Below are 22,779 nucleotides of genomic sequence, written 5' to 3' on the forward strand. Positions count from 1 at the left end.
CCTGTCTAAATTATATTATCTTTGTTTCTTGTCGGGAAAAGTGATATAAGTCGTTATTTTTATTACCATTTCAGACAACCGAATGTAAGATTCTAAAATTATCAATATGGCAAACCGACCTGTTACCATTAAAGACATAGCTGAGAAACTAAGTATCTCAGTTTCCACTGTCTCACGTGCTCTTAAGAACAATCCCGAAATTAGCTTAACAACCAGAGAAGCAGTTCAGAAATTGGCAAAGGAATTAAAGTACCAACCAAATCCATTGGCTGTTGCTTTAAAAACACAAAAATCAAATACGATTGGTGTTGTTGTTCCGCAAATTGTTAGTTCTTTTTTTGCTACTGTGGTAAAAGGAATCGAGCAGGTTGCTGATGAGCACAATTATCAGGTGTTTGTTAGTTCTTCAAACGAGAAAATCGAAAAGGAAGAGAAAAATGTAAATGGATTCCTGAACATGAGAATGGATGGAATTATTCTATCACTTACTCGTGCAACAACTACATTCGATCATATTCTTAAAATTCAGGATCGAGGAGTGCCAATGGTGCTTTTCGATAGAACATCTAAAGAAATCGAGGTTTCTAAAGTTGTTGCTGATGATGCAGCTGCTGCTCATACCGCAGTAACTCATTTGATTAATGGAGGAGCTAAAAGAGTTGCTTTCATGACAGGGCCTGAGTTCATGTTGTTCGGAACAAATAGATTAAGAGGTTATAAAAAAGCCTTGAAAGACAATAATATCCCTCTTGATGAAACCTTAATTTCCCGATGTGATTTTACGTATGAAGATGCGAAAAATCTGGCGTTGGATTTATTGGGTAGATCCAATCGTCCGGATGCGATTTTCGCAATAAATGACGATATGGCGATTGGAGCCATTGCAGCTGCAAAAGAATTAGGTCTTAACGTTCCTAATGATCTAGCTGTAGTTGGATTTTCAAATAGTCGGAGATCACGTTATATGGAACCTTCAGTTTCTACTATGGATCAAAATCCAATAGCGGTGGGTCGTGAAGCTGCTACATTATTGTTTGAGCAAATGGAGAAAACACCGGAAGCAAAAGACATAAAAGAAGTTGTGGTTCATGCCGATTTGATTGTTAGAACATCGAGTGATAAATAAGAAAATACAGATAAAAAAAATCCTGCTTAATTAAGCAGGATTTTTTTTTAGAAATCTTTTTCTTCTTCTTGTCTTTTTACCAGTTCTTTCGTAGAAAGCAATCCACAAGCTGCAAAAATATCAAGCCCTCTCGATCTTCTTACTGTAGTTGTTATTCCTTTTTTAACGAGTTGTTCTTTAAAATCCTCCATGGTAGCTTCATCAGAACCTTCTAAAGGAGTATCGGGAATTGGGTGGAAACGAATCAAATTGATTCTGCATTTAATTCCATCTAATATTCTGCAGAGTTCTTTTACGTGTGCAGGAGTATCGTTAATTCCCTTAAACATGATGTATTCGAAAGAAATTCTGCGCTGAAGCCCAAAATCAAAATCACGAATAATCTGAAGTACATCTTTTATAGGGTATACATTTTGAACAGGCATTAATCTTTTTCTTTCATCTTCGAAAGGAGTGTGCAGACTTACGGCCAAATGACATTCGCTATGGTTCAGGAATTCAATCATTCCTGGTATAATTCCAATTGTAGAAACCGTGATTCTTCTTGGACTCATGGCCATCCCATAATCCGATGTAAGAATCTCCAATGATTTCATGAGCTCAGGAACATTATCCAAAGGTTCCCCCATTCCCATGTAAACTATATTGGTAAGATTTTCTCTTTCGGGCAGACTTCTAATTTGATTGATGATTTCACCACTTGAAAGTTGTCCTTGAAAACCTTGTTTGCCAGTCATGCAAAATAAACAACCCATTTTACAACCAACCTGAGAGGAAACACAAAGTGTACTTCGTTTCTTATCTGGAATGTATGCTGTTTCAATAAATTGATGAGCAAGATTTGTTGGATAGAGGTACTTCTTTGTGCCATCAACCGACGATTCTACTTTGGTTGATAGAATAATGCCCATATCATATTTTTCTGCTAAAGCAGCTCTTGCCTTAGCCGAGAGATTCGACATCTCTTCAATACTTGTAATGTCTTTCTTATACAACCAATCGGCAATTTGTTTGGCCGCAAATTTTGGGAGTTTTAAATCAGCTGTTATTTGAATTAGCTCCTCAAGTGTTTTTCCTAATAGGGTATCTTTAACCATCATTCGTTTTTGTAATTACATGCAAGCAGAGTATCTGTTCTAATTTCATGTAAATTAATTGCATTAAAAGTAGATTTCAGCAACAATCTTATCGTACTTAACTCCACGTTTGATTAAAAGGTCGCGAACTTCAACCACCATTTCAGGACTGCCACAAATAAAATACCGGCAATCCGTTGGAAGGTTTTCTACATCTTGCAAATATCGTGTTAATCTTCCATGATACAAACCCTCGCCCTTATCTTGTGAGCAACAACGAATGTAATTATCTTTTAATATTGGAATAAATTCATTTTCAAAATAGAATGAATGATTGTATCTGCCTCCATGAATAAGTGTTTTGTTTTTGTGCAAACCTGAGCGAATCATCGCTGAGTAGGGTGCAATTCCAGTTCCTGAAGCAATCCACCATGCCGGCGATTCATCATCAATAAAATCTCCGTCAGGATTGGTTACATATAATTCTGAGCCTGGCTTAATTTCACTAAGTCTGGGGGTTAACCAGCCATCATCCTTTAAATTATATAATACCTGAACTTCGGTGTCATTTTCACCGCTGGCTATTGTGTACAATCGAGGTGTAACGCCTAAGTCAGTAGTTAACCCAATGTATTGTCCAGCCGTAAAACTTTTTACCTTTTTATATTTTAAAACAAAAACTCCAGGAGCTATTGCTTTGTTTTCTAATACTATTGTAGTTGAGAGTTTGTTTTTTTGTTCTGTTTGTGATTCCATATATTATACCATTTTAAAATCAAAATAAGTCGGTAGAATGCCGATAGAAATTTGACAATCATTATCAAGCTCTCGCAGATAGGGATTATTTCAAATCGAATCGGTGTTATTTCATTTGAATGAGTGCAAAGGTAATAAATTATTTATAAAGATTCTAAATTGTAAAAGATCAAATTTCTAATCTTTTTGTAACCTCTATCACAAGTAAAGCGTCTCATCTTATATGAAAGAGAGAATAGGTATCTTTTCTGGATTATTAATTTACTAATTCAATTTCAAAAACTCTAATAAAATGAAAACTCAAAATTTAATTAAAAGGAACCTTTTACTTCTGGTCTTGTTTCTCTTTTCTCTTAATAGCTTTTCTCAAACAGTCTTCGCTGATGAAAAGGAAAGCTATGATGGGGTGAAAAAAATTGTTGTTGAAGGGAAATTTTGTGATGTTACATTAAAAGGTGAAAATCGTGAGGATGTAAAATTTGAGGGGATTATAAAAGGTCTATCTACAAAAGAAAACTCTTATAAAATCAACCACCGATTGGAAGGAAGTACCTTGAGAGTTTGGATAGAATCACCAAGAACTACTTGGGGGAATATTGATGGATCGTTGAAATTTTTAGTTCCATCACAAATGGAGCTTGATGTGGAGAATTCTTCTGGTGATGTTTATTGTGAGAATATTTCTTCAGATTATACTAAAATCAGTGCTTCTTCAGGCGATGTGAATGTGAAAATGCTACGTTCCGATCTTGATGTTCTAACCAGTTCTGGTGAAATTACTCTGTATGAAATGGAAGGAGATTTAACAGCTAAATCCAGTTCAGGGAATCAAGAGTATAATAAAGTGACTGGGAACGTTAATTGTATTGCTACCTCAGGCGATTTGGAATTGGAGAATGTAATTGGAGCCATTTCTTCGCGAACATCTTCAGGTAATCAGGAATTTGATACTGTTGAAGGTCAAATTAAAAGTATTTCATCATCGGGTAATGTTGGGATTCTAAATTCAAAAATAATTTTAAATCTAACAAGTAGTTCTGGTAATTTGCGGGGACAAGGATTGGTTTTGTTGGGCGATTCTTATTTTAAAGCTACTTCAGGTGATATAAGTATGATGTTGTTAAATGATTTTGAGCAGTTGAGTTTTGATCTTTCAGCATCATCGGGATCGCTTAGAGCGGGTAACCGTAAAGGAGATGATAATCTGTACCTCAAGAGCGGAGAAATATGGGTACACGGCAAAACGAGCTCAGGGAATCAAACATTTAAATAAGTGGAAGTTGGTGTTGTTCGAAAACGTACATCAAGTGTGATGTTTACGTACACTTTTCATTGTGTTACTTTTTCACGCTTGGAGTTAATGAGCAGTAGGTGAGCTGTATATGTATTTTGGTCTGAGGATTGTATTTATACATTCGAAATTATTTGTTAAATGATTTCCCAAATATTGGGAGTGGTGTCCCGGGATTTTGGTTTTAATAGCATAATTAATTGGTTTTCTTGAATTGAGAGTCTACGTTGTAGGCTCTCATTCTTTTTGCCTGTATTTTTTTTTCTTGTTGAAGTAGTAAGCAGATAGTGGTCGTAGACCTATATGAAAAGAGCCGTCCCGTAGGACAGCTCTTTTGTTAATAGAATATTTTATTTACTATTGGAGGGTAAATTCAATCCATATCCTGATAGTTTATCTTCCCTTTTAAGCAAAAGAGCGAAAATAAATCCTAAAATTCCTAAACTAGCAAACATTACCATTGAGTACGTGTAGTCTATTGGTTTTACGCCTTCTACATTAGTATAATCTAGAATGACTCCTGTTAAAAGAGGAAATGCCCATAATCCAAGGTTCTGAACTGAAAACATAAATCCGTAAGCTGTTCCTATTCTTTTTTCATCGACCATTTTAGCAACAGATGGCCACATGGATGCTGGAACTAATGAAAAGGCAATACCTAGAACAACCATTAATACGTATGGAGATAATGTTGTAAAGGCAAATGCTAGATGAACCATTGTTAAAATTAAAGAACCATATATCATCAAAGTAGCAGCTTTACCATATTTATCTACCAAGAACCCAAATAGTGGTGTGAATATTACTGTCCCTAGAGGCATTAATAATGAGATTTTACCACTTTGTTCTAGTGTTAAATTAAATTTATTGAGGAAGAAATCTGCGGAAAATGAGAAAAAAGGAAATACGGCAGAATAAAAAGTTAAACACAAAAGTGTTACGTAAATGAATGAACGATTTTTGAGTAAATCAGTGATATCCGAAATATGAAATTCATTACTTTCCGAAACGGAATTGTCCGGTTTTACCTGCTTATCAAGTTTTAAGTCGAACATCATGTAAATAATGAACACTAACAATGATGATGTTACAAAGAATGCTGCAAACCAAATTGCGGTCGTCCATCCAGTTTCTGATTTTATTAGAATAGGAGATAAATAAAAGGCTAATGCTGATCCTATTCTTGCAAGGCCTAATTTTACTCCAAAAGCTAGGGCTAATTCTTTTCCTTTGAACCATTTTACAATGATTTTACTGATTACGACAATACTAGTTTCAGCACCCAAACCAAATAGGAATCTTCCCAGAAGCATCATTTTAAGTTCAGGAGAATATCCAGGAAAAATGGAAGACATAAATGCATATCCAACGCCATTATTGCTATACATATCACTGGCACCATAAGCTGTAACCAGTGCTCCAAAAGCCATAAAGGCTACAAACATGAATCCTGTACGTCGAATACCGAGTTTATCCAGAATTATTCCTCCGAAAACAGCCATTAATAAGAACACATTCGGTATCGAGTAAACAGAGAGAAACAAGCCAAAATCGGTGTTGCTGAATCCGAATTCTTTAGTTAGAGTTGATTTTAGTGGTGAAAGAGCATCGTAAAAGTAGTAGTTGGCCGCAAGAACAAAGCCAACCAGCAGCAACATTGCCCAACGAGTTATCACCGAATCTTTCAGCGATTTTTTTACTGTATTTGTGTTCATTTGTTTAGTGTTTGTTTAATCAGGTTCCGAAAATACGAAAGCTTTCCGAGAACACATAAAAAAAGCCGTCCCGCAGGACAGCTTTGAATACATATGAGATTTTATAAAATTAATTACTATTTGATGGCAACTCCAATCCATAATTTTGTTTTCGATCAGCCTTTTTCAGTAAGAATGATAAGAAAATTGAAATAAACCCACAGCCGACCAATACCAAAATTGGAATTGTGTAGTCTTTTGGTTGTCCTTCAGGGATGCCTTGATTAACAAAATCCAGTAAGGCTCCAATTCCCCAAAAGAATAAGAATAATCCCCAATTTTGCAGCGTAAACATTGTAGCGTATGCTGTCCCTAATCTGTTTTCTGCAACAATTTTAGCAACTGAAGGCCACATGGCGGCAGGTACTAAAGAGAATGCAACTCCCAGGCTTAATAATCCAAAATAAGCTATATATACATTATCTAATATCGATAAAGAGATATGAGCAAAAATAAGAAGTAATGATCCAAGAATCATTAAGGATGCTGCTTTTCCTTTTTTATCGACATAATTACCGAAAATAGGAGTGAATATAATTGTTCCGAGAGGAATTAAACTTGCTGTTTTAGCACCATTATCTAACCAAATCGCTAAAATATCTTTCATCACAAACAGATAGAAACAGAAAGCGATTAATGCTCCGGATTTAAACAAGAATCTGGTTTTTTTATTTTCAAAGTTATTAGGTACAACAGCAAAAAGAATTGCAAATAAGAAGAAAATAAGATAAATACTTGAGGCTCCAATTGCTTTGCTTCCCCATAAAATAACTTCTCCTGCCTGAGGAAGGTTTTGAGTAAATCCAAATTTATTAATTAACAAATCTGGTGCATATTGCATAAATGGGAAAATAGCAGCATAAAAAGTTACACAAAGAAGAGCAATGTATAAAAATGATTTGTTCTTGATTAAGGTAATTAAATCTGAGAATTTAAAATCTTCTTCAGGATCACAAACTTCACCACTTTTATCACTAATTGCTTTTTCTTGTTTGTCCAACTTGATATCAAATACGGTATAAATTAGAAACATGATAAGAGCTAAGCCAATAAGAGTTGCTGCGAAAGTAACAGCAGGAGAAACATGTCCTCCTCCAATATCTAACGAAAGTGCAGTACCCATAGCACTACCTAATCGACCAAATCCCATATTGATAGCCATGGCAAGTGCCAGATCGTATCCTTTAAACCATTTTACAATGGTTCTTGTAGCAACAACACATACAACTTCAAGACCAGAACCAAAAAGTATACGACCTACAATAATCATGTTTAGCATGCTGCCGTGATCGGATCCAAAAAAACCGGAAGCAGCTAGTGCTGAAATGGCACCACCTAAAACGGCAATTCCACCAAATACAATACCAGCAACACGAATGCCCCATTTGTCGAGCATGATACCACCAATGATGATCATACCAAACATGTTGGCAATAGTGGTTAATGCAAGAATTCGACCAAATTCTTCACTGGAAAATCCCATTTCCGATCCCATAAGGCCTTTTAAGCCAGAGAAGAAATCCTGAAACCAGTAGGTACTAAAAGTTAGTCCGGAAAGGAGAATTAACATTGCCCAACGCATTGCCGATGAATCGCGCAACGTTCTTTTTAATGTTTCTGTCATTTTCGTAGTGTTTTTAAATTAAACTCAGGTGTTAGAGCTTACTAAATTAAGATAAATGCATAAAAAAACAAATAGGATATCCCTGACAACTGGAATGCAAAAAAGCCACCCGAAGGTGGCTTTTTTTGAATGTATTTAGTAAGATTACTTCTGAATATTTGGTAATTGAAGTCCGTATCCTTTAATTCTATCTTCACGTTTCAATAAGAAACCAACAAAAATTGCTAAAGCTCCTAAGCCTGCAAAAATCATCATTGGGTTCGTGTAATCGTAAAGAGGTATTTCTGTTCCTGCTGCCTTTGCAATAACAACTTCAGGATTTGATTTATCCAATACATATCCTATTAATAAAGGTACTCCCATTAATCCCCAATTCTGAATCCAGAAAATTAAAGAAAAAGCTGTTCCCAATTGATTTTCAGGAATAATCTTTGGTACTGAAGGCCACATTGCTGATGGCACAAGAGATAATGCAATTCCTAATACAATAGTTAAAACAACAGCTACATACCAGTAGTTCAAGATTGGTAAAGAGAATATGGTATGTACTAATAAAATTAATACAGCACCAATGATCATGATAGTTGCTCCTTTTCCTTTTTTGTCGTAAATACCACCGAAAATAGGCGTTAAGAATAATGTTCCTAAAGGCAATAAACTTGGTATCATACCTGCAGTACTTTGAGATAAGCCATATTTATTAACCATTAAGTCTGCTGCATATTTTATAAATGGGAAAACCGATGAGTAAAATAAAACACATAAAATAGCGATTAACCAAAAGCCTTTATTTCCTATTATTTGTCGTAAATCTGAGAATATACTTGACCATAATTCATTCATCGACATTGGCTTCACAGCTTCTGCATTAGGATCAGTTTCCGACAATTCTAATTTTTTATCCATAGACATATAGATGAAGAATGCAATGAAACCAATAACCAATAGCACCAATGCAAAAGCAATAGGTGCAGAAATACTTGGTGACATTTTTTCAATTAATTGTCCATTTTCAACAACTGTATGAACGCTTGAAAAATACATTGCCAACGGCACAGGAGCAGCCAAAGCTAGCATCGTTCCTAATCGAGCAACAGCCATTTGCATACCCATTGCAAATGCCATCTCGTAGCCCTTAAACCACTTAACGATAATTTTAGAAACCGTGATTCCAGCAATCTCAACTCCAATAGCAAAAATTGCGAATCCTATAGATGCGTAAAATACTTGAGTATGAATACCAAAGGTTGTGTCGGTAATTAAAGTCGGGTTTGAAATTGCCCAAAACTTAATTGCAGCTCCCACAACCATTATACCTGAAGACATTAAGCCTGTGAAACGAGCACCCATTCTATCGAGGATAATTCCTCCAAAAATAAGCATTAGTAGGAATACATTAAACCACCCGTAGGCGCTTGTGAAAATTCCATAGGTTGTACTTGACCATCCAAACTCAGATTCGAGCATCGGTTTTAAAGGAGACATTACATCTGTTAAATAATAACCAGCAAACATGGTGATAGAAATTATTCCTAATGCTCCCCATCTTGCTGCTTTCGAGTCTCGAAGGCTTTGTCTTATTGCTTCAGTCATATCTTTTATTTATCTGTTAATGTTAAGGTATTGTTTAAGGCTTGCTAAAGTAGGATTATTCCCATTATAAACAAAAAGCATATATCATGTTTTATCTAATGATATCGATTCCATATTTCTGGGCATAATAGCAGATAATCCCTATCTTTAACAAGATTTTATTTAATTTAATCGAATGAACACATTAACAGAAAATTCAGGTTTATATACTGATTATTATGAGCTAACCATGGCTCAGGGATATTTTTTAAGTGGTAAAAAAGATGAAAAAACCGTCTTTGATTACTATTACAGAACCAATCCGTATGATGGTGGTTACCTCGTTTTTGCAGGATTACAAGACCTGCTTGAAATATTAAAAACTTTTAATTACAGTAAAGAGAATATTGATTTTTTGAGGAAAACAGGATTGAAAGATGAATTTCTGGAGTATCTAAAGGAGTTTAAATTTTCGGCTACTGTTTTTAGTATGAAAGAAGGGGAAATTGTATTTCCAAACGAACCTTTGGTAAGGGTTGAAGGAAATATCATTGAAGCTCAATTAATTGAGACCTTACTTTTAAATTATTTGAATTTTCAATCGCTAATTGCTACCAAAGCTTGCCGAATAAGAGATGTGATAGGTGATAAGGACTTTACTGATTTTGGATTACGCAGAGCTCAGGGCTTGGGCGGAATACATGCGAGTCGTGCTGCTGTTATAGGAGGGGCAAATACAACCTCGAATGTTTACAGTGCATTTAATTACGATATTCCGGTTACAGGAACGCAGGCTCATTCCTGGGTTCAGAGTTTTGATTATGAGTTGGAGGCATTTCGTAGTTATGCTGCTATTAATCCCGATTCAACGGTATTGCTGGTTGATACCTACAACACACTTAAATCGGGTATGCCTAATGCAATAATTGTTGCAAAGGAATTGGAAGCCGAAGGACATAAAATGATTGGTATCCGTTTGGATAGTGGTGATTTAGCCTATTTAAGTAGAAAGGCAAGAAAAATGCTTGATGATGCTGGTTTGGATTATGTGAAAATTATTGCATCAAATCAGTTGAATGAGTACGTAATTAAAAGTTTGAACGATCAGGGAGCACAGATTGATGGTTATGGGATTGGTACGGAATTGGTTACGGGGAAAGATGCCGGAGCTCTTGATGGTGTTTATAAATTAGTTCAGATTAAGGGGATTCCAAGATTGAAAATATCCGAGAACATTGAAAAAATAACCATGCCTGGAAAGAAAAAGGTAATGCGTTATTTCGATGAGGACGGAATGTTTTTTAGAGATGGGATTCTTTTAGAGAATGAAGAATCAACCAATCGTCTGTTTCATCCTTTTCATAGCCATAAGCACACTTACGTAACGGATTATAAGTGTGAAGAATTAATGAGTAAGGTGATGGAAAATGGAGAGATATTAATTGAAAGCCAATCTCCGGTTGAAATAAATGCCTATGTAAGGAAACGCTTTGCACAGTTGCCTGATGGACACAAACGATTTATTAGTCCGCACATATACAAGGTTGGATTCTCTGAAAACATCTTGGGTGTGAGAGATCATATTTTAATGGATATTCGATCAAAAATAGGAGGATAATCCTGGTTGTATTAATTAGTGGGCAATATTTATTCATGAATAATTGTGCGGTTGTTCATGATCCCACTTTGTTCGCTCGCCATGGCTCATTAATTATTCAAAATGATATAATACAGTTTGCTGATTGAATCATAAAATCCAATTCAATTTCGATGAAAAATTTAGATTCCCAAATAATTCGTCCAACACTTTTGCTTGATAAAGCTAAATGTATAACTAATATTGAAACGATGCTGGCTAAGGCTCAGCGTTCAAATACTCGTTTACGACCTCATTTTAAAACGCATCAATCGGCTCAGATTGGTGAATGGTTTAAGGAAAGAGGAGTAGATGCGATTGCTGTTTCATCTATGAAAATGGCGGAATATTTTGCGAATAATGGATGGAAAGATATAACAGTTGCCATTCCTATAAATGTACGCGAAATTGGTCTGATTAATGTGTTAGCGTCTAAAACTCAACTGAATTTAGTTGTTGAGTCTCGAGAAGCTATTCTGTTCTTGCAATCAGAACTAGAGCATGCTGTAGGTATATTTCTTAAAGTAGATACAGGCAATAAGCGTTCAGGTATTCCTGCAGAAGCAACTGGTTCTATTCGTTTGTTAGTGGATTTGATGAAGGAATCCGACAAGTTAAATTGCAAAGGATTTCTGGCTCATACCGGGCATAATTATCAAGCAAAAGATCAGGCGGAAATACATAAAAATCATAGTAAGACATTGCTGGCTTTAAATGAGTTAAAAGATATTTTTCGTAAAGAGATTCCTGAAATTGAAGTGTCACTTGGTGATACACCAGCTTGCAGTATTAGCGAAGAATTTTATGGGATTGATGAAATTCGTCCGGGCAATTTTGTTTTTTATGATATTATGCAATATGTATTAGGTTCATGTGATGAGGATCAAATAGCAGTAGCTATGGCATGCCCGATTATTGCAAGGAATATTGATCGCAACGAATTGGTGATTCATGGTGGTGGCGTTCATTTTTCTAAAGAGTATTTAGAAGCAGATGATGAAGGAACTAAACTATATGGTAGTATTGTTCGCATTACTGAAAATGGATGGAGTGGGATTTTAGGTGGAGGATATTTAGCAAGCCTGTCACAAGAGCATGGAATTATTCGCTGCAGCGTTGAATTATTCGATGAGTTTGTAGTTGGAGATCTAATCGGAATCTTGCCGGTGCATTCGTGCATGACTGCTAATTTAATGGGGAGATTGATGACCACAGAAGGGGAATGGATTGAAACAATGAACAGTAAACAGTGATCAGTTAGCAGAGAACTTAATTCAGTGCACTTGGAGTTCGTTTCAGTGGACATGGAACTTCATTCAGTGAATAGTTATCAATGATCAGTAAACAGAGAACAGTGATCAGTTAACTTGAAGTTCGTTTCAGTAGGCTTGGAGCTGTATTCAGTGCACTTGGAGTTCGTTTCAGTAGGCTGGGAACTTCATTCAGTGAATAGTTATCAATGATCAGTAAACAGAGAACAGTATTCAGTTAGTAAACAGTGATCAGTACGATTTGTTTGCTGATGAAAGATGAAGATGATGAATTATCAGAAGGTGTTGCAACGATTCAAGTTAGACAAAATAAAAAAATCCATTGTAGCCGAGATTACTTGTGCTGACAATTCTAATGGAGTAATTGCAGCATCTTTGGCATTGGGAATATTTATTGCCTTTTCTCCGGCTTGGGGCTTTCAAACAGTACTTGCAATATCCTTGGCTTTGCTTTTGAAATTAAACAAAGTGCTTGCTTTGATTACTGTTAATATTAGTAGTATCCCTCCTTTAATTCCTCTAATTATAATTGCAGGTTATCAGACAGGTGCACTTGTTTTGCATGGTGAATTCCAGAAGGAAGTGCCGGATTTGATGAACCTAAGTACTTTGGGTGAAAATTATTTGCAATTTGCCTTGGGTTCGTTGGTGTTTGCAATAATGATTGGTGTAATTTTCTATTTGGTGATTTCTCTGATTTTAGGAAGATATCGGAAGTTGTAATTTCTTACATCGCAACAATTGGGTTAGGGATTGGAGTGGAAACCCCGCAGGGAGGTACGAACGAGGAGTTGAAACAAAAGCCCGACCTGTAAGGGAACCCCATAAAAAAAGGAACGTACAATCGTACGTTCCTTACATATCAGTATTTGATTGTATTATTTTATTGGAATGTTTTTCAAGGTTTCAACTAAGAAATCCCAGAATCTAACAACAGTATCAATTTTTACTTTCTCATCTGGAGAGTGAGGGAAACGGATAGTTGGTCCGAAAGAAATCATATCCCAATGAGGGTAAACAGCTCCTAATAAACCACACTCTAAACCAGCGTGAATAGCTTTGGTTTCAGGAATCTTGCCGTACTTGTTGTTGTACACTTCCTGCATGGTTTTCAAGATTGGAGAATCCATATTTGGTTTCCATCCTGGATATTCACCTTGTAATTTTACTTTACCACCAGCCAATACAAAAGTCGAAACAAATGCTTGTCCCAAATCGTCTTTTGCAGTATTTACTGATGAACGCAATAAAGCTTGAATGGTAACAACACCGTCTTCACTTACCACACGTGCAAGATTACTTGATGTTTCAACCAATCCAGGCATAGCATCGCTCATGCGAATAACACCGTTTGGACAAGCGTAAATAGCGTTGATTAAGTTTTTCTGGCCTTTGTTTTTGAATACATTCTTTGGAGTATCGGTTGGCTCAGCAATAAGTGTTAAGTTAGGCTCTACTGCAGATAATTCTGCTTTGTAAATAGCTTCGTATTCAGCAACTCCGGCAAGGAATTTTTCGGTATATCTTTCTGGAACAGCAACAATTGCAAACGACTCACGAGGAATCGCATTACGCAATGATCCACCGTCGACAGAAGACATTCTTAATTTGTATTTTTTAGTTGCCACTTTTAAAAAGCGGAATAACAATTTGTTTGAGTTTCCACGACCTAAAATGATCTCCATTCCTGAGTGACCGCCTTTTAAGCCTTTCATGTATAGCTTGTAGCCAACATATCCTTTTTCAAGCTTATCTTCTTTGTATTTGAAAGTAACATTGGCATCGATACCACCGGCACAACCAACATATAATTCGCCTTCATCTTCCGAATCCATGTTTAGAAGGATATCACCATCTAAAACATCATTTTTAAGACCGAAAGCACCAGTCATACCAGTTTCTTCGTCAGCGGTAAATAAAGCCTCAACAGGACCATGCTTGATATCAGTTGCCTGAAGAACAGCCATTGCAGCAGCAACTCCCATTCCGTTATCGGCTCCAAGAGTGGTTCCTTTTGCAGTTACCCAATCTCCATCAATTAAAGTCTCAATAGGATCTTTTGTGAAATCGTGATCAGTATCGGCATTTTTTTGAGGTACCATATCCAGGTGACCTTGCAATACTACTCCTTTTCGATTTTCGAAACCTGGAGTGGCTGGTTTTTTTATGATGATATTTCCAATAGCATCTTTAATCGTTTCCAATCCCAAATCTTGTCCGAATTTCATCATGAAATCCTGAATTGCATCTTCGTGCTTCGATGGGCGTGGTATTTGTGTTAATGAATAAAAGTTTTCCCAAATAGCCTTAGGTTCGAGGCTTAAAATTTCTTTGCTCATTAGTATATTCCTCCGTTAAATTTTAGTGTATTATTATTCAAGAGCACTAAAGGTAGTATTTTTTAGTAAAGCCGAAAAGAGAATCAGAAAAAGTGATTGTGAATTAAGGATTTTTAAGAATACGGATCGTTTTAAGAGGAAATGCTAGACTAATTGGTTAAGCTTCATATAGTTTAATGCTCTCTTGATTAATTATATCGACAGGGAGAAATTCATCTTTTGTAAGCTCATTATTTAAAAGAACATATTCGAATAATTTCCGAACCGCTTTAAATCCCTGTTGGTAAGGGTGTTGTCCAATTAAGAAATTGATGGTTCCCTGATTAAGGTATTTAATGTTTTGTTCGATTGGATCGAATCCAACAAGGATAATGTTACTTAGTTCATTGCTTATCAGATATTTTGCTATTTTGTAGACTTTGGATCCGGTTATGAAAATAGCTTTTATGTTCTTGTTTTTCTTGAGAACAGAATCTAATTTTTCCTGAATTATTTCAGGATCTGATTTGGGGATTTCGATACTTATTTTTAGTCCTTGATTTTTCCCCTTATCCATAAAGTAGCTTAGGAACCCTTGTGTTCTTTGATTTAAATGAAGAACGTTTTCTAAATTTTTTGCCAGATTAATAATTAAAATATCTCCATTTTCAGGAACTCCAAAATCGACTAAATTGGCTGCGACTCTTCCGCCATGAAAACCATCACTGCCAACATAAGCCAGATAATTACTTTTATCTAATTTTGATTCGATGAAGACATATGGAATTCCTCTTTGGTCAAGTTTTTGGCAAAATTCACTACTCTCTTTCGACAAGATGGGAGAAAATACAACACCTGAGGGATTTAGCTCTAAAATAGCTTCTGTTTGTTTGATGAAATCTTGTTCGTTGTAATGTTCGAAAAAGAAATTTTCAACTTTTAGATGAAATTGTTCCAGTTCTGCAGCGGCTTCACTGATTCCTACCAAAGGTCTTTTCCAAAAAATATCTTCTTCGGTAGGAGTTGGTAACAGGGAGGCAAAAACACATCGTTTTTTAGAAGTAAGAGCCCTGGCTATTAGGTTAGGCTGGTAGTTGTTGACTTTTGCGATTTCCAAAATCTTATTTTTGGTTTCTTCGGCAACTTCTCCACGATTGTGAAGAACCCGATCTACAGTTCCCACCGAAACACCAGCTTGTTCTGCAATATCTTTAATACGAATTTTCGCCATTTTATACCTTATTTCTTACAACTTAGATGACAGAATAGATTTTTTTACTAAAAAGCTAACAATTATAAATAAGTGACAAAAGTAAGTGTTCTGTGTTTATCAATTGAATTTTCCCGCATTATTAATTTTTTAATTAAAATCCAAATGTATTTGGTAGCCACATGCTTAAATCCGAAATGTAAGTAACCAATAACAAACACACGATCATAGCTATAAACATTGGGAGCAATGGTTTTATTACTTGCTGTATCTTAATGTTGGCTACACTACATCCTATAAATAAAACAGAACCAACTGGCGGCGTACAAAGGCCAACGCTAAGATTTAGTACCATGATGATTCCAAAATGTACAGGATCAATTCCTAAGTCTACAACAATAGGTAAAAAAATTGGGGTAAAGATGAGTACGGCGGGAGTCATATCCATAAAAACGCCAACAAATAAAAGAATCAGATTAATCATTAATAAAATAACAATTGGATTATCGCTAAGGCCTAATAAAGCAGAGCTTACATTCTGAGGAATGTTTTCGTAGGCCATAATCCATGATAAACCAATGCAGGTTGCAACAAGAATTAATACAATTGCAGTGGTTTTAACTGATCCAAGTACAATTTTTGGAATATCCTTAACTGTAATTTCTTTGTAGATTAAGCTTAAGATAAGAGCGTAAAGAACGGCAACAGCAGAAGCTTCAGTGGCTGTGAAAAATCCAGCTATAATTCCACCAATTACGATGATCAGTAAAAACAGACTAGGAATGGCTTGCCATAATATTTTTAATCCCCTTTTCATCCCAGCACCTTTATTGCGTAAACGATAGGTAATAAAAGCAATTGAAAACACTCCGAGAGTACTGCTAGCTCCATTAAATCCTGCTTGAGAACTTTCCTTTATTACATTTAAACCATAGATCGCAGATAGTAAAATTGCAATTCCAACAAAAACCTTAGCAAGAGTTTTTAGCATTAAACCGGCTCCTTGTTTTCGATATATTGAGATACACATTGCTGTTATCATGATCGAAAATCCCGTAAGGAGACCTGGAATATAACCTGCCAAAAAGAGTGCCGTAATGGATGCTCCGCCACTTGCTAATGAGTATACAATTAGAATATTGCTTGGAGGAATAGACAAACCGGTTGTTGCTGATGCGATATTGACTGAGGCACTAAAGCTTTCGTCATATCCTTCTTTTTTCATTTGTGGTCCCATAATGGCTCCAATGGCTGATGCTGAGGCTGCTGCCGAGCCAGAAATAGCTCCAAACAGCATATTGGCAAAGACATTAACAAAGGCTAAACTTGCGGGTAATCTGCCAACCAAAACACGCGCCAGATTAATTAAACGAATTGCAATTCCTCCGCTATTCATAATGTTTCCAGCGAGTATGAAAAATGGGATTGCCAAAAGGGCAAAACTATCCAATCCTGTTGCCATTCTTTGTGCAAAGGTCGCAAATGCAGGTAAAGAGTCAATACTTACAAGCATGGTTAGTATTCCAGATATACCAATGCTGAAAGCAATAGGTACTCCGGCTATCAGTAAGAATAGAAACGATACGATTAGTACAATAATTCCAATATATTCCATTAGTTTAATTCTTCTGATGGGTCAATAATAAATAAAATTGAATAGTAAAGTGTGATTAGTCCGCTAAGGGGTAAAACAAGATAAATGTACCCAAGTGGAATTTCCAATGCTGCCGAGTTTACATTAAATTGAAAGCGGGTGATTGCCAGCCAACTACCGCCAATGACCATAACGCTTAGTGCGAATAGACCAATGCAAATATTTATAAACCGGAGAAGGTGTTTTTTATTTTTAGCGGATGACTTTTGCAAGAGCAAATCGATTGCCAAATGTTGCTTTTGACCTGCCACATAAGCGGCTCCCAATAAGCCAACCCATATTAATAAAAATCCTGCTAATTCGTCGGTGAAGGAGCTCGGTGAAGCCAATATATAACGACTCAATACTTGCCACAGCACGTCGAGTACAAGTATGCACATCAGGCTAATAAGTATTCTTTCGAGTAATTTATCTAATTGATTCTTGAATGTCATATATTATTCGTCTTTTGTAGCTTGAATTCTTTGAATTAACTGATATAATTTAGGCTGTTCCTGATAGGCGTTAAGTAAATCTTGTACGCGTTCGGCAAATTGTTCTTTGGCAGGATAATTAATTATAACACCATTTTCTTTTAGCTTTTTTAGAGACTCTTCTTCGGCCGAGGCCCACAATTTACGTTGTTCTACAACAGAATTCTTAGCCGCAAGTTGTAACCATTTTTTTTGTTGATCGCTTAGTTTATTCCATACAACAGTGCTGATAATTAGTACATCAGGAACTCTTGTGTGTTCATTCAAAGAGTAGTATTTGCACACTTCATAATGATGCGAGGTATAGAAACTAGGAGGATTATTTTCAGCTCCGTCTACAACACCACTTTGTAAAGCGGTATATAATTCGCCCCAGGAAATTGGTGTTGGTGAGCCTCCCAGAGCTTTTACCATGCTCATTGCAGTCTGACTCTTCATAACACGTATTTTCAACCCTTCCAAATCCTCAGGCTTTTCAATACTTCTATCAAGAGTGTAAAAGCTTCGTGCACCAGCATCGTAAAAACACAAACCTTTCAAATTGAATTTTTTGGTAGAGGCCAATAGTTCCTCTCCGATAGGACCATCTAAAACTTTAAAAGAATGTTCTTTTGAACGCAAGACATAAGGCAATCCAAGTACTTGGTAATTATTTGTAAAGCCTTCCATTATAGCTGCAGAAACTTTTGTTATTGCCAGACTTCCAAGTTGTAATAATTCTACACATTGTTGTTCTGATCCTAGTTGCCCGCTAGGATAAATTTCAAGCTTCATTTGGCCTTCAGAAATTCGCTCTAACTCCTTTCCCATAAATACCATGGCTTTATGAACAGGGTGTGTAGGATCTAAACCATGTGCTAATTTTATAGTTTTGTGAGTATTTACTTTTTGGCAACTTATAATGAAGAAGCAAGAAATAAGGATTAAAAATAGCTTTGAAAACGATTGTGTTTTTTTCATGCTTTTTATGTGTGCAAAAAATTTGTACTAATTTCAAAAGTCAAAAAACAAATATTGTTTTTATTTAAGACCTGCCATTAATCCTTGTTCTAATCCTCTTAATTCTGCTAAACCTTTCATTCTGCCATATAAAGAATATCCTGGGTTGGTTTTCTTAGGAAGATCGTCTAACATTTTATTACCATGATCGGGACGCATTGGGATTTGCCAGTCTTTTCGTCCAGCTTCCTTACGTTCTTTTTCTTCTATTAGTAAAGCCTTCATTACAGCAGGAATATCAATGTCACCATCGAACAAGTAGCTCTCAAAAAAGTTACCTTCTGCATCTCTGCTTACATTTCGAAGATGAACAAAATTGATTCTAGGAGCCAATATTTTTGTCATTTCTGGTAAATCGTTAAAATGACCAGCACCAAATGAACCTGTACAAAGAGTGATTCCATTAGATACAGAATCAATAACTTTGGTTAGTTCAATAGCATCTTCAATTGTACTAACAACTCTTGGCAAGCCAAGTAATGCGCGTGGTGGATCATCAGGGTGAATGGCCAAACGAACACCTGCTTGTTCAGCTACCGGAATAATTTCTAATAAGAAATTGTGCAAGTGTTTCTTTAATTTACTTGCGTCGATATCTTTATAAGTATCCAATACTTTCTGGAAACTTTCTAATGTATATGATTCTTCAGCGCCAGGAAGTCCAGCTATAACTGTACGAGTTATTTTTTCAATTTCTTCTGCCGACATTAAATTGAATTTCGCTTCCGCTTTTTTCAAAATATCTTCAGTATAATCTTGTCTTGAATTTTCTCTCTTTAAAATGAAAACATCAAAAGCTGCGAATATTTCAATTTCAAATTTAAGAGCATTGGAACCATCTCCTGATTCGAAGGCTAAATCGGTTCTCGACCAATCTAAAACCGGCATGAAATTGTAGCAAATGGTTTCGATTCCACAGGCACCAAGATTCTTAATGCACTCCTTGTAGTTCTCTACAAAAAGTTTGCAGTTACCTGTTTGTGTTTTAATATCCTCATGAACAGGAACACTCTCCACAACCGACCAAGTAAGTCCAGCTGCTTCAATTTCGGCAATTCTCTTCTTAATTTCTTCAATTGTCCAAATTTCTCCGTTTGGGATGTGATGAAGAGCCGAAACGATACCTGTTGCTCCGGTTTGTCTTATTTCCTGAAGGGAGATTGGATCGTTTGGACCGTACCATCTCCATGTTTGTTCTAATGACATCTTGTTCGTTTTTAGTAAATGGGCAAAACGGACAAGAGGTGATTGAATTCTTGTTTCGTTTTGCCACATAAACACGCTAGCCTGAATTAATATATAATTGTAACTAAAAAGCCTACTTTGATTTGGTATTATACGCCGCTATATGCACTAAATCCGCCATCAACAGGAATAACAACGCCTGTAACAAAAGCCGACCAGTCCGATAGTAAATAGAGTAGAGTACCCTGCAATTCGTCAGGAGTTCCGTAACGTTCCATTGGTGTATTGTTGATAATTTTCACACCTCTGGCTGTTGGTTCCCCTGTTTCTTCATCAGTTAATAAAAAGCGATTCTGATTGGTCAATAAAAATCCTGGAGCAATTGCGTTAACACGAACGCCCATTTTTGAAAAATGTACCGCCAACCATTGAGTGAAGTTATTAACCGCAGCTTTCGCCGCAGAATAAGCTGCAATTCTGGTTAATGGACGAAAGGAGTTCATCGAAGAAACATTCACAATCGATCCTGATTTCTTATCGATCATATCCATGGCAAATACCATAGTTGGAAGAATTGTTCCTTTAAAGTTCAAATCAAAAACTTTATCAAAACCTTCCATTTTCATTCCAAAGAAAGTTTCATCAAGGTCTTCGAGATCAGAATCTACCATTTGATCAACACCAGATGTAGCCAGAGGAGAATTTCCTCCGGCTCCATTGATTAGATAATCTACACTCCCCAGCATATTATTAATTATCTTTTTCGCTTTCTGTAATGATTCCTTATCGAGTACGCTTGCCGCAACTCCAATAGAAGAAACATTAAATTCTTTCTCAATTTCCTGAGCTAATTTTTCAACGGCTTCAGCATTAATGTCTACCAAGGCTGTCTTTACGCCCATTGCGGCCAACGATTTTGCCATTGCTGAGCAAATTACTCCTGCTGCTCCGGTAATAACAGCTACTTTACCTTTAAGGTTGGTATCCATATTTTTTTATTTTCTAATTTCTTTGATGATGGCCATTGCCTCTGAGGTTTTAGCTTCAATAGCTTCGTAATTGAATGATCCGTCAGTATTTTTAATCATTAACTGCGATCCCATTCCTACGCAATGAACACCAGCATTAAACCATTTAGTCAAATTCTCTTTCTCTGGTTTTACTCCACCAGTCGGCATGATTGATGACCAAGGGAATGGACCTTTAACCGCTTTCACGAATTCTGGACCACCAACTTGTTCTCCAGGAAAGATTTTAACTACTTCCGCTCCCAATTCTTCGGCGTAAGAGATTTCAGTTAATGAACCACAACCTGGTGACCAGGCAATTTTTCTGCGATTACACACTTTAGCCATTTCTGCATTTAAAATTGGCGAAACCACAAAGTTTGCTCCTAATTGAATGTATATAGATGTTGTTCCTGCATCAATAACAGAACCAACGCCCAATATCATTTCAGGACATTCTTTGGCTGACCATTTATTAAGTTCTCCGAAAACTTCGTGAGCAAAATCGCCACGGTTTACAAACTCAAAAATACGAGCTCCACCTTTGTAACAGGCTTTTACTACTTTTTTGCAAACTTCTATATCTGAATGAAAAAACACAGGTACCATTCCTGTTTCTTTCATTTTTAACGCAACTTCTATTCTTGAAAATCTAGCCATTTCTATTCTAATTATGAGATATAAATTATGAATTATTAGTTGTCTTGCATTAATAACAAGAGTATGCAAATTCTCTAATTCATAATTATTAATTCATCATTTATAATTCCGTGTTATCTTGCAACTCGTCCGGATGCATCACCGTCCATTAATTTCACAACTTCTTCAACACTAACTTGATTGTAGTCACCAAAAATAGTGTGTTTCAAACAAGAAGCAGCAACTGCAAAATTTAATGCTTTTTGATCATCATTTGCCCATGTAATTAATCCGTAAATTAATCCACCCATAAATGAATCACCACCTCCAACACGATCAACAATGTGAGTAATTTGATAGGTGTTGTTAGCTTTGAATAATTCTTTTCCATCGTATAAAACACCAGTCCATGAGTTGTGATTGGCACTGATGGATCCACGCAAAGTGGTAATAACCTTTTTACATCTTGGGAATTGTTTCATGATTTGTTGTGAAACAGACAAATAAGCATCGGCTTCAACATGACCACCAGTAACGTCAACACCTTCTGGGCTAACTCCTAAAACTTTTTCAGCATCTTCTTCGTTACCCAAAATCACATCACAACCAGCAACTAATTCAGGCATTACTTCTTCAGCAGTTTTCCCATAATTCCATAGATTCTTTCTATAATTCAAATCTGTAGAAACAGTAATGCCTCTTTTGTTAGCTTCTTTAATAGCCTCTAAACAAACATCGGCAGCGCCTTGAGAGATTGCAGGAGTAATACCTGTCCAATGAAACCAGTTGGCACCATCAAAGACTTTATCCCAGTCGATCATTCCAATTTCGATTTCGGCAGCAGCAGAATTTGCTCTGTCGTAAACCACTTTACTACCACGACTAACGGCTCCTGTTTCCAGGAAATATATACCTAAACGATCGCCACCCCAAACAATTTGATCTACGCCAACACCATATTTTCTTAGGTCCATCATGCAGGCACGCCCAATGTCATTTTTTGGTAAACGAGTTACGAAATCAACATTTAAACCATAGTTAGCAAGTGATACAGCAACATTTGCTTCACCACCACCGTAGGTTGCATTAAAATTATCTGTTTGAGAAAATCTTGAATAGCCAGGAGTTGAAAGTCTTAGCATGATCTCACCGAAGGTAACTACTTTATTCATCTGATTTTATTGTTTA

The 22,779-nt window shown here is 36.2% G+C and carries 19 protein-coding genes; 5 read left to right on the top strand and 14 right to left on the bottom strand.

Translation table 11 applies throughout. From position 1 onward, the window contains the following. Positions 1–106 precede the first annotated feature (106 nt). On the top strand, positions 107–1,126 hold the full coding sequence (locus tag ALGA_RS12625) for a LacI family DNA-binding transcriptional regulator (protein ID WP_096429639.1): 1,020 nt from the start codon (positions 107–109) through the stop codon (positions 1,124–1,126). A gap of 47 nt (positions 1,127–1,173) precedes the next feature. Here ALGA_RS12625 and rlmN read toward each other — a convergent pair whose 3' ends face one another. Next, complete coding sequence (rlmN, locus tag ALGA_RS12630) at positions 1,174–2,226, bottom strand: 23S rRNA (adenine(2503)-C(2))-methyltransferase RlmN (protein WP_231705957.1); 1,053 nt, start codon at positions 2,224–2,226, stop codon at positions 1,174–1,176. 60 nt (positions 2,227–2,286) lie between these two features. Continuing rightward, positions 2,287–2,958: a ferredoxin reductase domain-containing protein gene (locus tag ALGA_RS12635; protein WP_096429641.1), complete on the bottom strand. Its 672-nt coding sequence runs from the start codon at positions 2,956–2,958 to the stop codon at positions 2,287–2,289. 292 nt (positions 2,959–3,250) lie between these two features. Here ALGA_RS12635 and ALGA_RS12640 point away from each other — a divergent pair, with 292 nt between their 5' ends. Continuing rightward, positions 3,251–4,231 carry a DUF4097 family beta strand repeat-containing protein gene (locus tag ALGA_RS12640; protein WP_096429642.1) on the top strand — a complete coding sequence of 327 codons (981 nt, stop codon included), beginning with the start codon at positions 3,251–3,253 and terminating at the stop codon, positions 4,229–4,231. Positions 4,232–4,599: 368 nt separating this feature from the next. On the opposite strand, the gene ALGA_RS12645 is transcribed toward ALGA_RS12640, so the two are convergent. From ALGA_RS12645 to ALGA_RS12655, 3 genes are all read right to left on the bottom strand, one after another. Further along, positions 4,600–5,964 carry an MFS transporter gene (locus ALGA_RS12645; protein WP_096429643.1) on the bottom strand — a complete coding sequence of 455 codons (1,365 nt, stop codon included), beginning with the start codon at positions 5,962–5,964 and terminating at the stop codon, positions 4,600–4,602. A gap of 109 nt (positions 5,965–6,073) precedes the next feature. Continuing rightward, positions 6,074–7,627: an MFS transporter gene (locus ALGA_RS12650; RefSeq protein ID WP_096429644.1), complete on the bottom strand. Its 1,554-nt coding sequence runs from the start codon at positions 7,625–7,627 to the stop codon at positions 6,074–6,076. A gap of 144 nt (positions 7,628–7,771) precedes the next feature. After that, positions 7,772–9,220, bottom strand: a complete 1,449-nt coding sequence (locus tag ALGA_RS12655; protein WP_096429645.1) for an MFS transporter — start codon at positions 9,218–9,220, stop codon at positions 7,772–7,774. A gap of 175 nt (positions 9,221–9,395) precedes the next feature. Between ALGA_RS12655 and ALGA_RS12660 the strand changes: the two genes are divergently transcribed. The 3 genes from ALGA_RS12660 to ALGA_RS12670 all read left to right on the top strand — a co-directional run bounded on the left by ALGA_RS12660 (position 9,396) and on the right by ALGA_RS12670 (position 12,829). Beyond that, positions 9,396–10,817, top strand: coding sequence for a nicotinate phosphoribosyltransferase (locus tag ALGA_RS12660; protein ID WP_096429646.1), 1,422 nt, complete (start codon positions 9,396–9,398; stop codon positions 10,815–10,817). A 152-nt stretch (positions 10,818–10,969) separates the two neighbouring features. Beyond that, positions 10,970–12,088, top strand: a complete 1,119-nt coding sequence (locus ALGA_RS12665; RefSeq protein ID WP_096429647.1) for an alanine racemase — start codon at positions 10,970–10,972, stop codon at positions 12,086–12,088. A 285-nt stretch (positions 12,089–12,373) separates the two neighbouring features. Then, entirely contained in the window at positions 12,374–12,829 is a 456-nt protein-coding gene (locus ALGA_RS12670; RefSeq protein WP_162845439.1) for a DUF2062 domain-containing protein, read from the top strand. 155 nt (positions 12,830–12,984) lie between these two features. On the opposite strand, the gene ALGA_RS12675 is transcribed toward ALGA_RS12670, so the two are convergent. The 9 genes from ALGA_RS12675 to ALGA_RS12715 form a co-directional block, all read right to left on the bottom strand. Further along, positions 12,985–14,445: an aminoacyl-histidine dipeptidase gene (locus tag ALGA_RS12675; protein WP_096429649.1), complete on the bottom strand. Its 1,461-nt coding sequence runs from the start codon at positions 14,443–14,445 to the stop codon at positions 12,985–12,987. 157 nt (positions 14,446–14,602) lie between these two features. Continuing rightward, the gene (locus tag ALGA_RS12680) at positions 14,603–15,655 is read right to left on the bottom strand and encodes a LacI family DNA-binding transcriptional regulator (protein ID WP_096429650.1); all 1,053 of its coding nucleotides are present in this window, start codon (positions 15,653–15,655) and stop codon (positions 14,603–14,605) included. Positions 15,656–15,788: 133 nt separating this feature from the next. Then, complete coding sequence (locus ALGA_RS12685; protein ID WP_096429651.1) at positions 15,789–17,249, bottom strand: TRAP transporter large permease; 1,461 nt, start codon at positions 17,247–17,249, stop codon at positions 15,789–15,791. Next, complete coding sequence (locus ALGA_RS12690) at positions 17,249–17,722, bottom strand: TRAP transporter small permease (RefSeq protein ID WP_096429652.1); 474 nt, start codon at positions 17,720–17,722, stop codon at positions 17,249–17,251. Before ALGA_RS12690 ends, ALGA_RS12685 begins: the two co-directional genes overlap by 1 nt. A gap of 3 nt (positions 17,723–17,725) precedes the next feature. Then, on the bottom strand, positions 17,726–18,721 hold the full coding sequence (locus ALGA_RS12695; protein WP_096429653.1) for a TRAP transporter substrate-binding protein: 996 nt from the start codon (positions 18,719–18,721) through the stop codon (positions 17,726–17,728). A gap of 60 nt (positions 18,722–18,781) precedes the next feature. Then, positions 18,782–19,966 carry a mannonate dehydratase gene (gene uxuA, locus ALGA_RS12700; RefSeq protein WP_096429654.1) on the bottom strand — a complete coding sequence of 395 codons (1,185 nt, stop codon included), beginning with the start codon at positions 19,964–19,966 and terminating at the stop codon, positions 18,782–18,784. A gap of 128 nt (positions 19,967–20,094) precedes the next feature. Beyond that, entirely contained in the window at positions 20,095–20,934 is an 840-nt protein-coding gene (locus ALGA_RS12705; protein ID WP_096429655.1) for an SDR family oxidoreductase, read from the bottom strand. 6 nt (positions 20,935–20,940) lie between these two features. Next, a complete protein-coding gene (locus tag ALGA_RS12710) occupies positions 20,941–21,612 on the bottom strand; it encodes a bifunctional 4-hydroxy-2-oxoglutarate aldolase/2-dehydro-3-deoxy-phosphogluconate aldolase (protein ID WP_096429656.1) in 672 nt (223 codons plus the stop codon). Positions 21,613–21,725: 113 nt separating this feature from the next. Beyond that, positions 21,726–22,763, bottom strand: coding sequence for a sugar kinase (locus ALGA_RS12715; protein WP_096429657.1), 1,038 nt, complete (start codon positions 22,761–22,763; stop codon positions 21,726–21,728). Between the last annotated feature and the right edge of the window lie 16 nt (positions 22,764–22,779).

Origin of the sequence: Labilibaculum antarcticum, from assembly GCF_002356295.1 — a bacterium.
In the GTDB taxonomy this organism is placed as follows: Bacteria; Bacteroidota; Bacteroidia; order Bacteroidales; family Marinifilaceae; genus Labilibaculum; species Labilibaculum antarcticum.

Bases quoted from the DNA above. Each gene is read 5' to 3' on its own strand.
- ALGA_RS12625 (WP_096429639.1), top strand. From the start codon at position 107: ATGGCAAACCGACCTGTTACCATTAAAGACATAGCTGAGAAACTAAGT.
- rlmN (WP_231705957.1), bottom strand. From the start codon at position 2,226: ATGATGGTTAAAGATACCCTATTAGGAAAAACACTTGAGGAGCTAATT.
- ALGA_RS12635 (WP_096429641.1), bottom strand. From the start codon at position 2,958: ATGGAATCACAAACAGAACAAAAAAACAAACTCTCAACTACAATAGTA.
- ALGA_RS12640 (WP_096429642.1), top strand. From the start codon at position 3,251: ATGAAAACTCAAAATTTAATTAAAAGGAACCTTTTACTTCTGGTCTTG.
- ALGA_RS12645 (WP_096429643.1), bottom strand. From the start codon at position 5,964: ATGAACACAAATACAGTAAAAAAATCGCTGAAAGATTCGGTGATAACT.
- ALGA_RS12650 (WP_096429644.1), bottom strand. From the start codon at position 7,627: ATGACAGAAACATTAAAAAGAACGTTGCGCGATTCATCGGCAATGCGT.
- ALGA_RS12655 (WP_096429645.1), bottom strand. From the start codon at position 9,220: ATGACTGAAGCAATAAGACAAAGCCTTCGAGACTCGAAAGCAGCAAGA.
- ALGA_RS12660 (WP_096429646.1), top strand. From the start codon at position 9,396: ATGAACACATTAACAGAAAATTCAGGTTTATATACTGATTATTATGAG.
- ALGA_RS12665 (WP_096429647.1), top strand. From the start codon at position 10,970: ATGAAAAATTTAGATTCCCAAATAATTCGTCCAACACTTTTGCTTGAT.
- ALGA_RS12670 (WP_162845439.1), top strand. From the start codon at position 12,374: ATGAATTATCAGAAGGTGTTGCAACGATTCAAGTTAGACAAAATAAAA.
- ALGA_RS12675 (WP_096429649.1), bottom strand. From the start codon at position 14,445: ATGAGCAAAGAAATTTTAAGCCTCGAACCTAAGGCTATTTGGGAAAAC.
- ALGA_RS12680 (WP_096429650.1), bottom strand. From the start codon at position 15,655: ATGGCGAAAATTCGTATTAAAGATATTGCAGAACAAGCTGGTGTTTCG.
- ALGA_RS12685 (WP_096429651.1), bottom strand. From the start codon at position 17,249: ATGGAATATATTGGAATTATTGTACTAATCGTATCGTTTCTATTCTTA.
- ALGA_RS12690 (WP_096429652.1), bottom strand. From the start codon at position 17,722: ATGACATTCAAGAATCAATTAGATAAATTACTCGAAAGAATACTTATT.
- ALGA_RS12695 (WP_096429653.1), bottom strand. From the start codon at position 18,721: ATGAAAAAAACACAATCGTTTTCAAAGCTATTTTTAATCCTTATTTCT.
- uxuA (WP_096429654.1), bottom strand. From the start codon at position 19,966: ATGTCATTAGAACAAACATGGAGATGGTACGGTCCAAACGATCCAATC.
- ALGA_RS12705 (WP_096429655.1), bottom strand. From the start codon at position 20,934: ATGGATACCAACCTTAAAGGTAAAGTAGCTGTTATTACCGGAGCAGCA.
- ALGA_RS12710 (WP_096429656.1), bottom strand. From the start codon at position 21,612: ATGGCTAGATTTTCAAGAATAGAAGTTGCGTTAAAAATGAAAGAAACA.
- ALGA_RS12715 (WP_096429657.1), bottom strand. From the start codon at position 22,763: ATGAATAAAGTAGTTACCTTCGGTGAGATCATGCTAAGACTTTCAACT.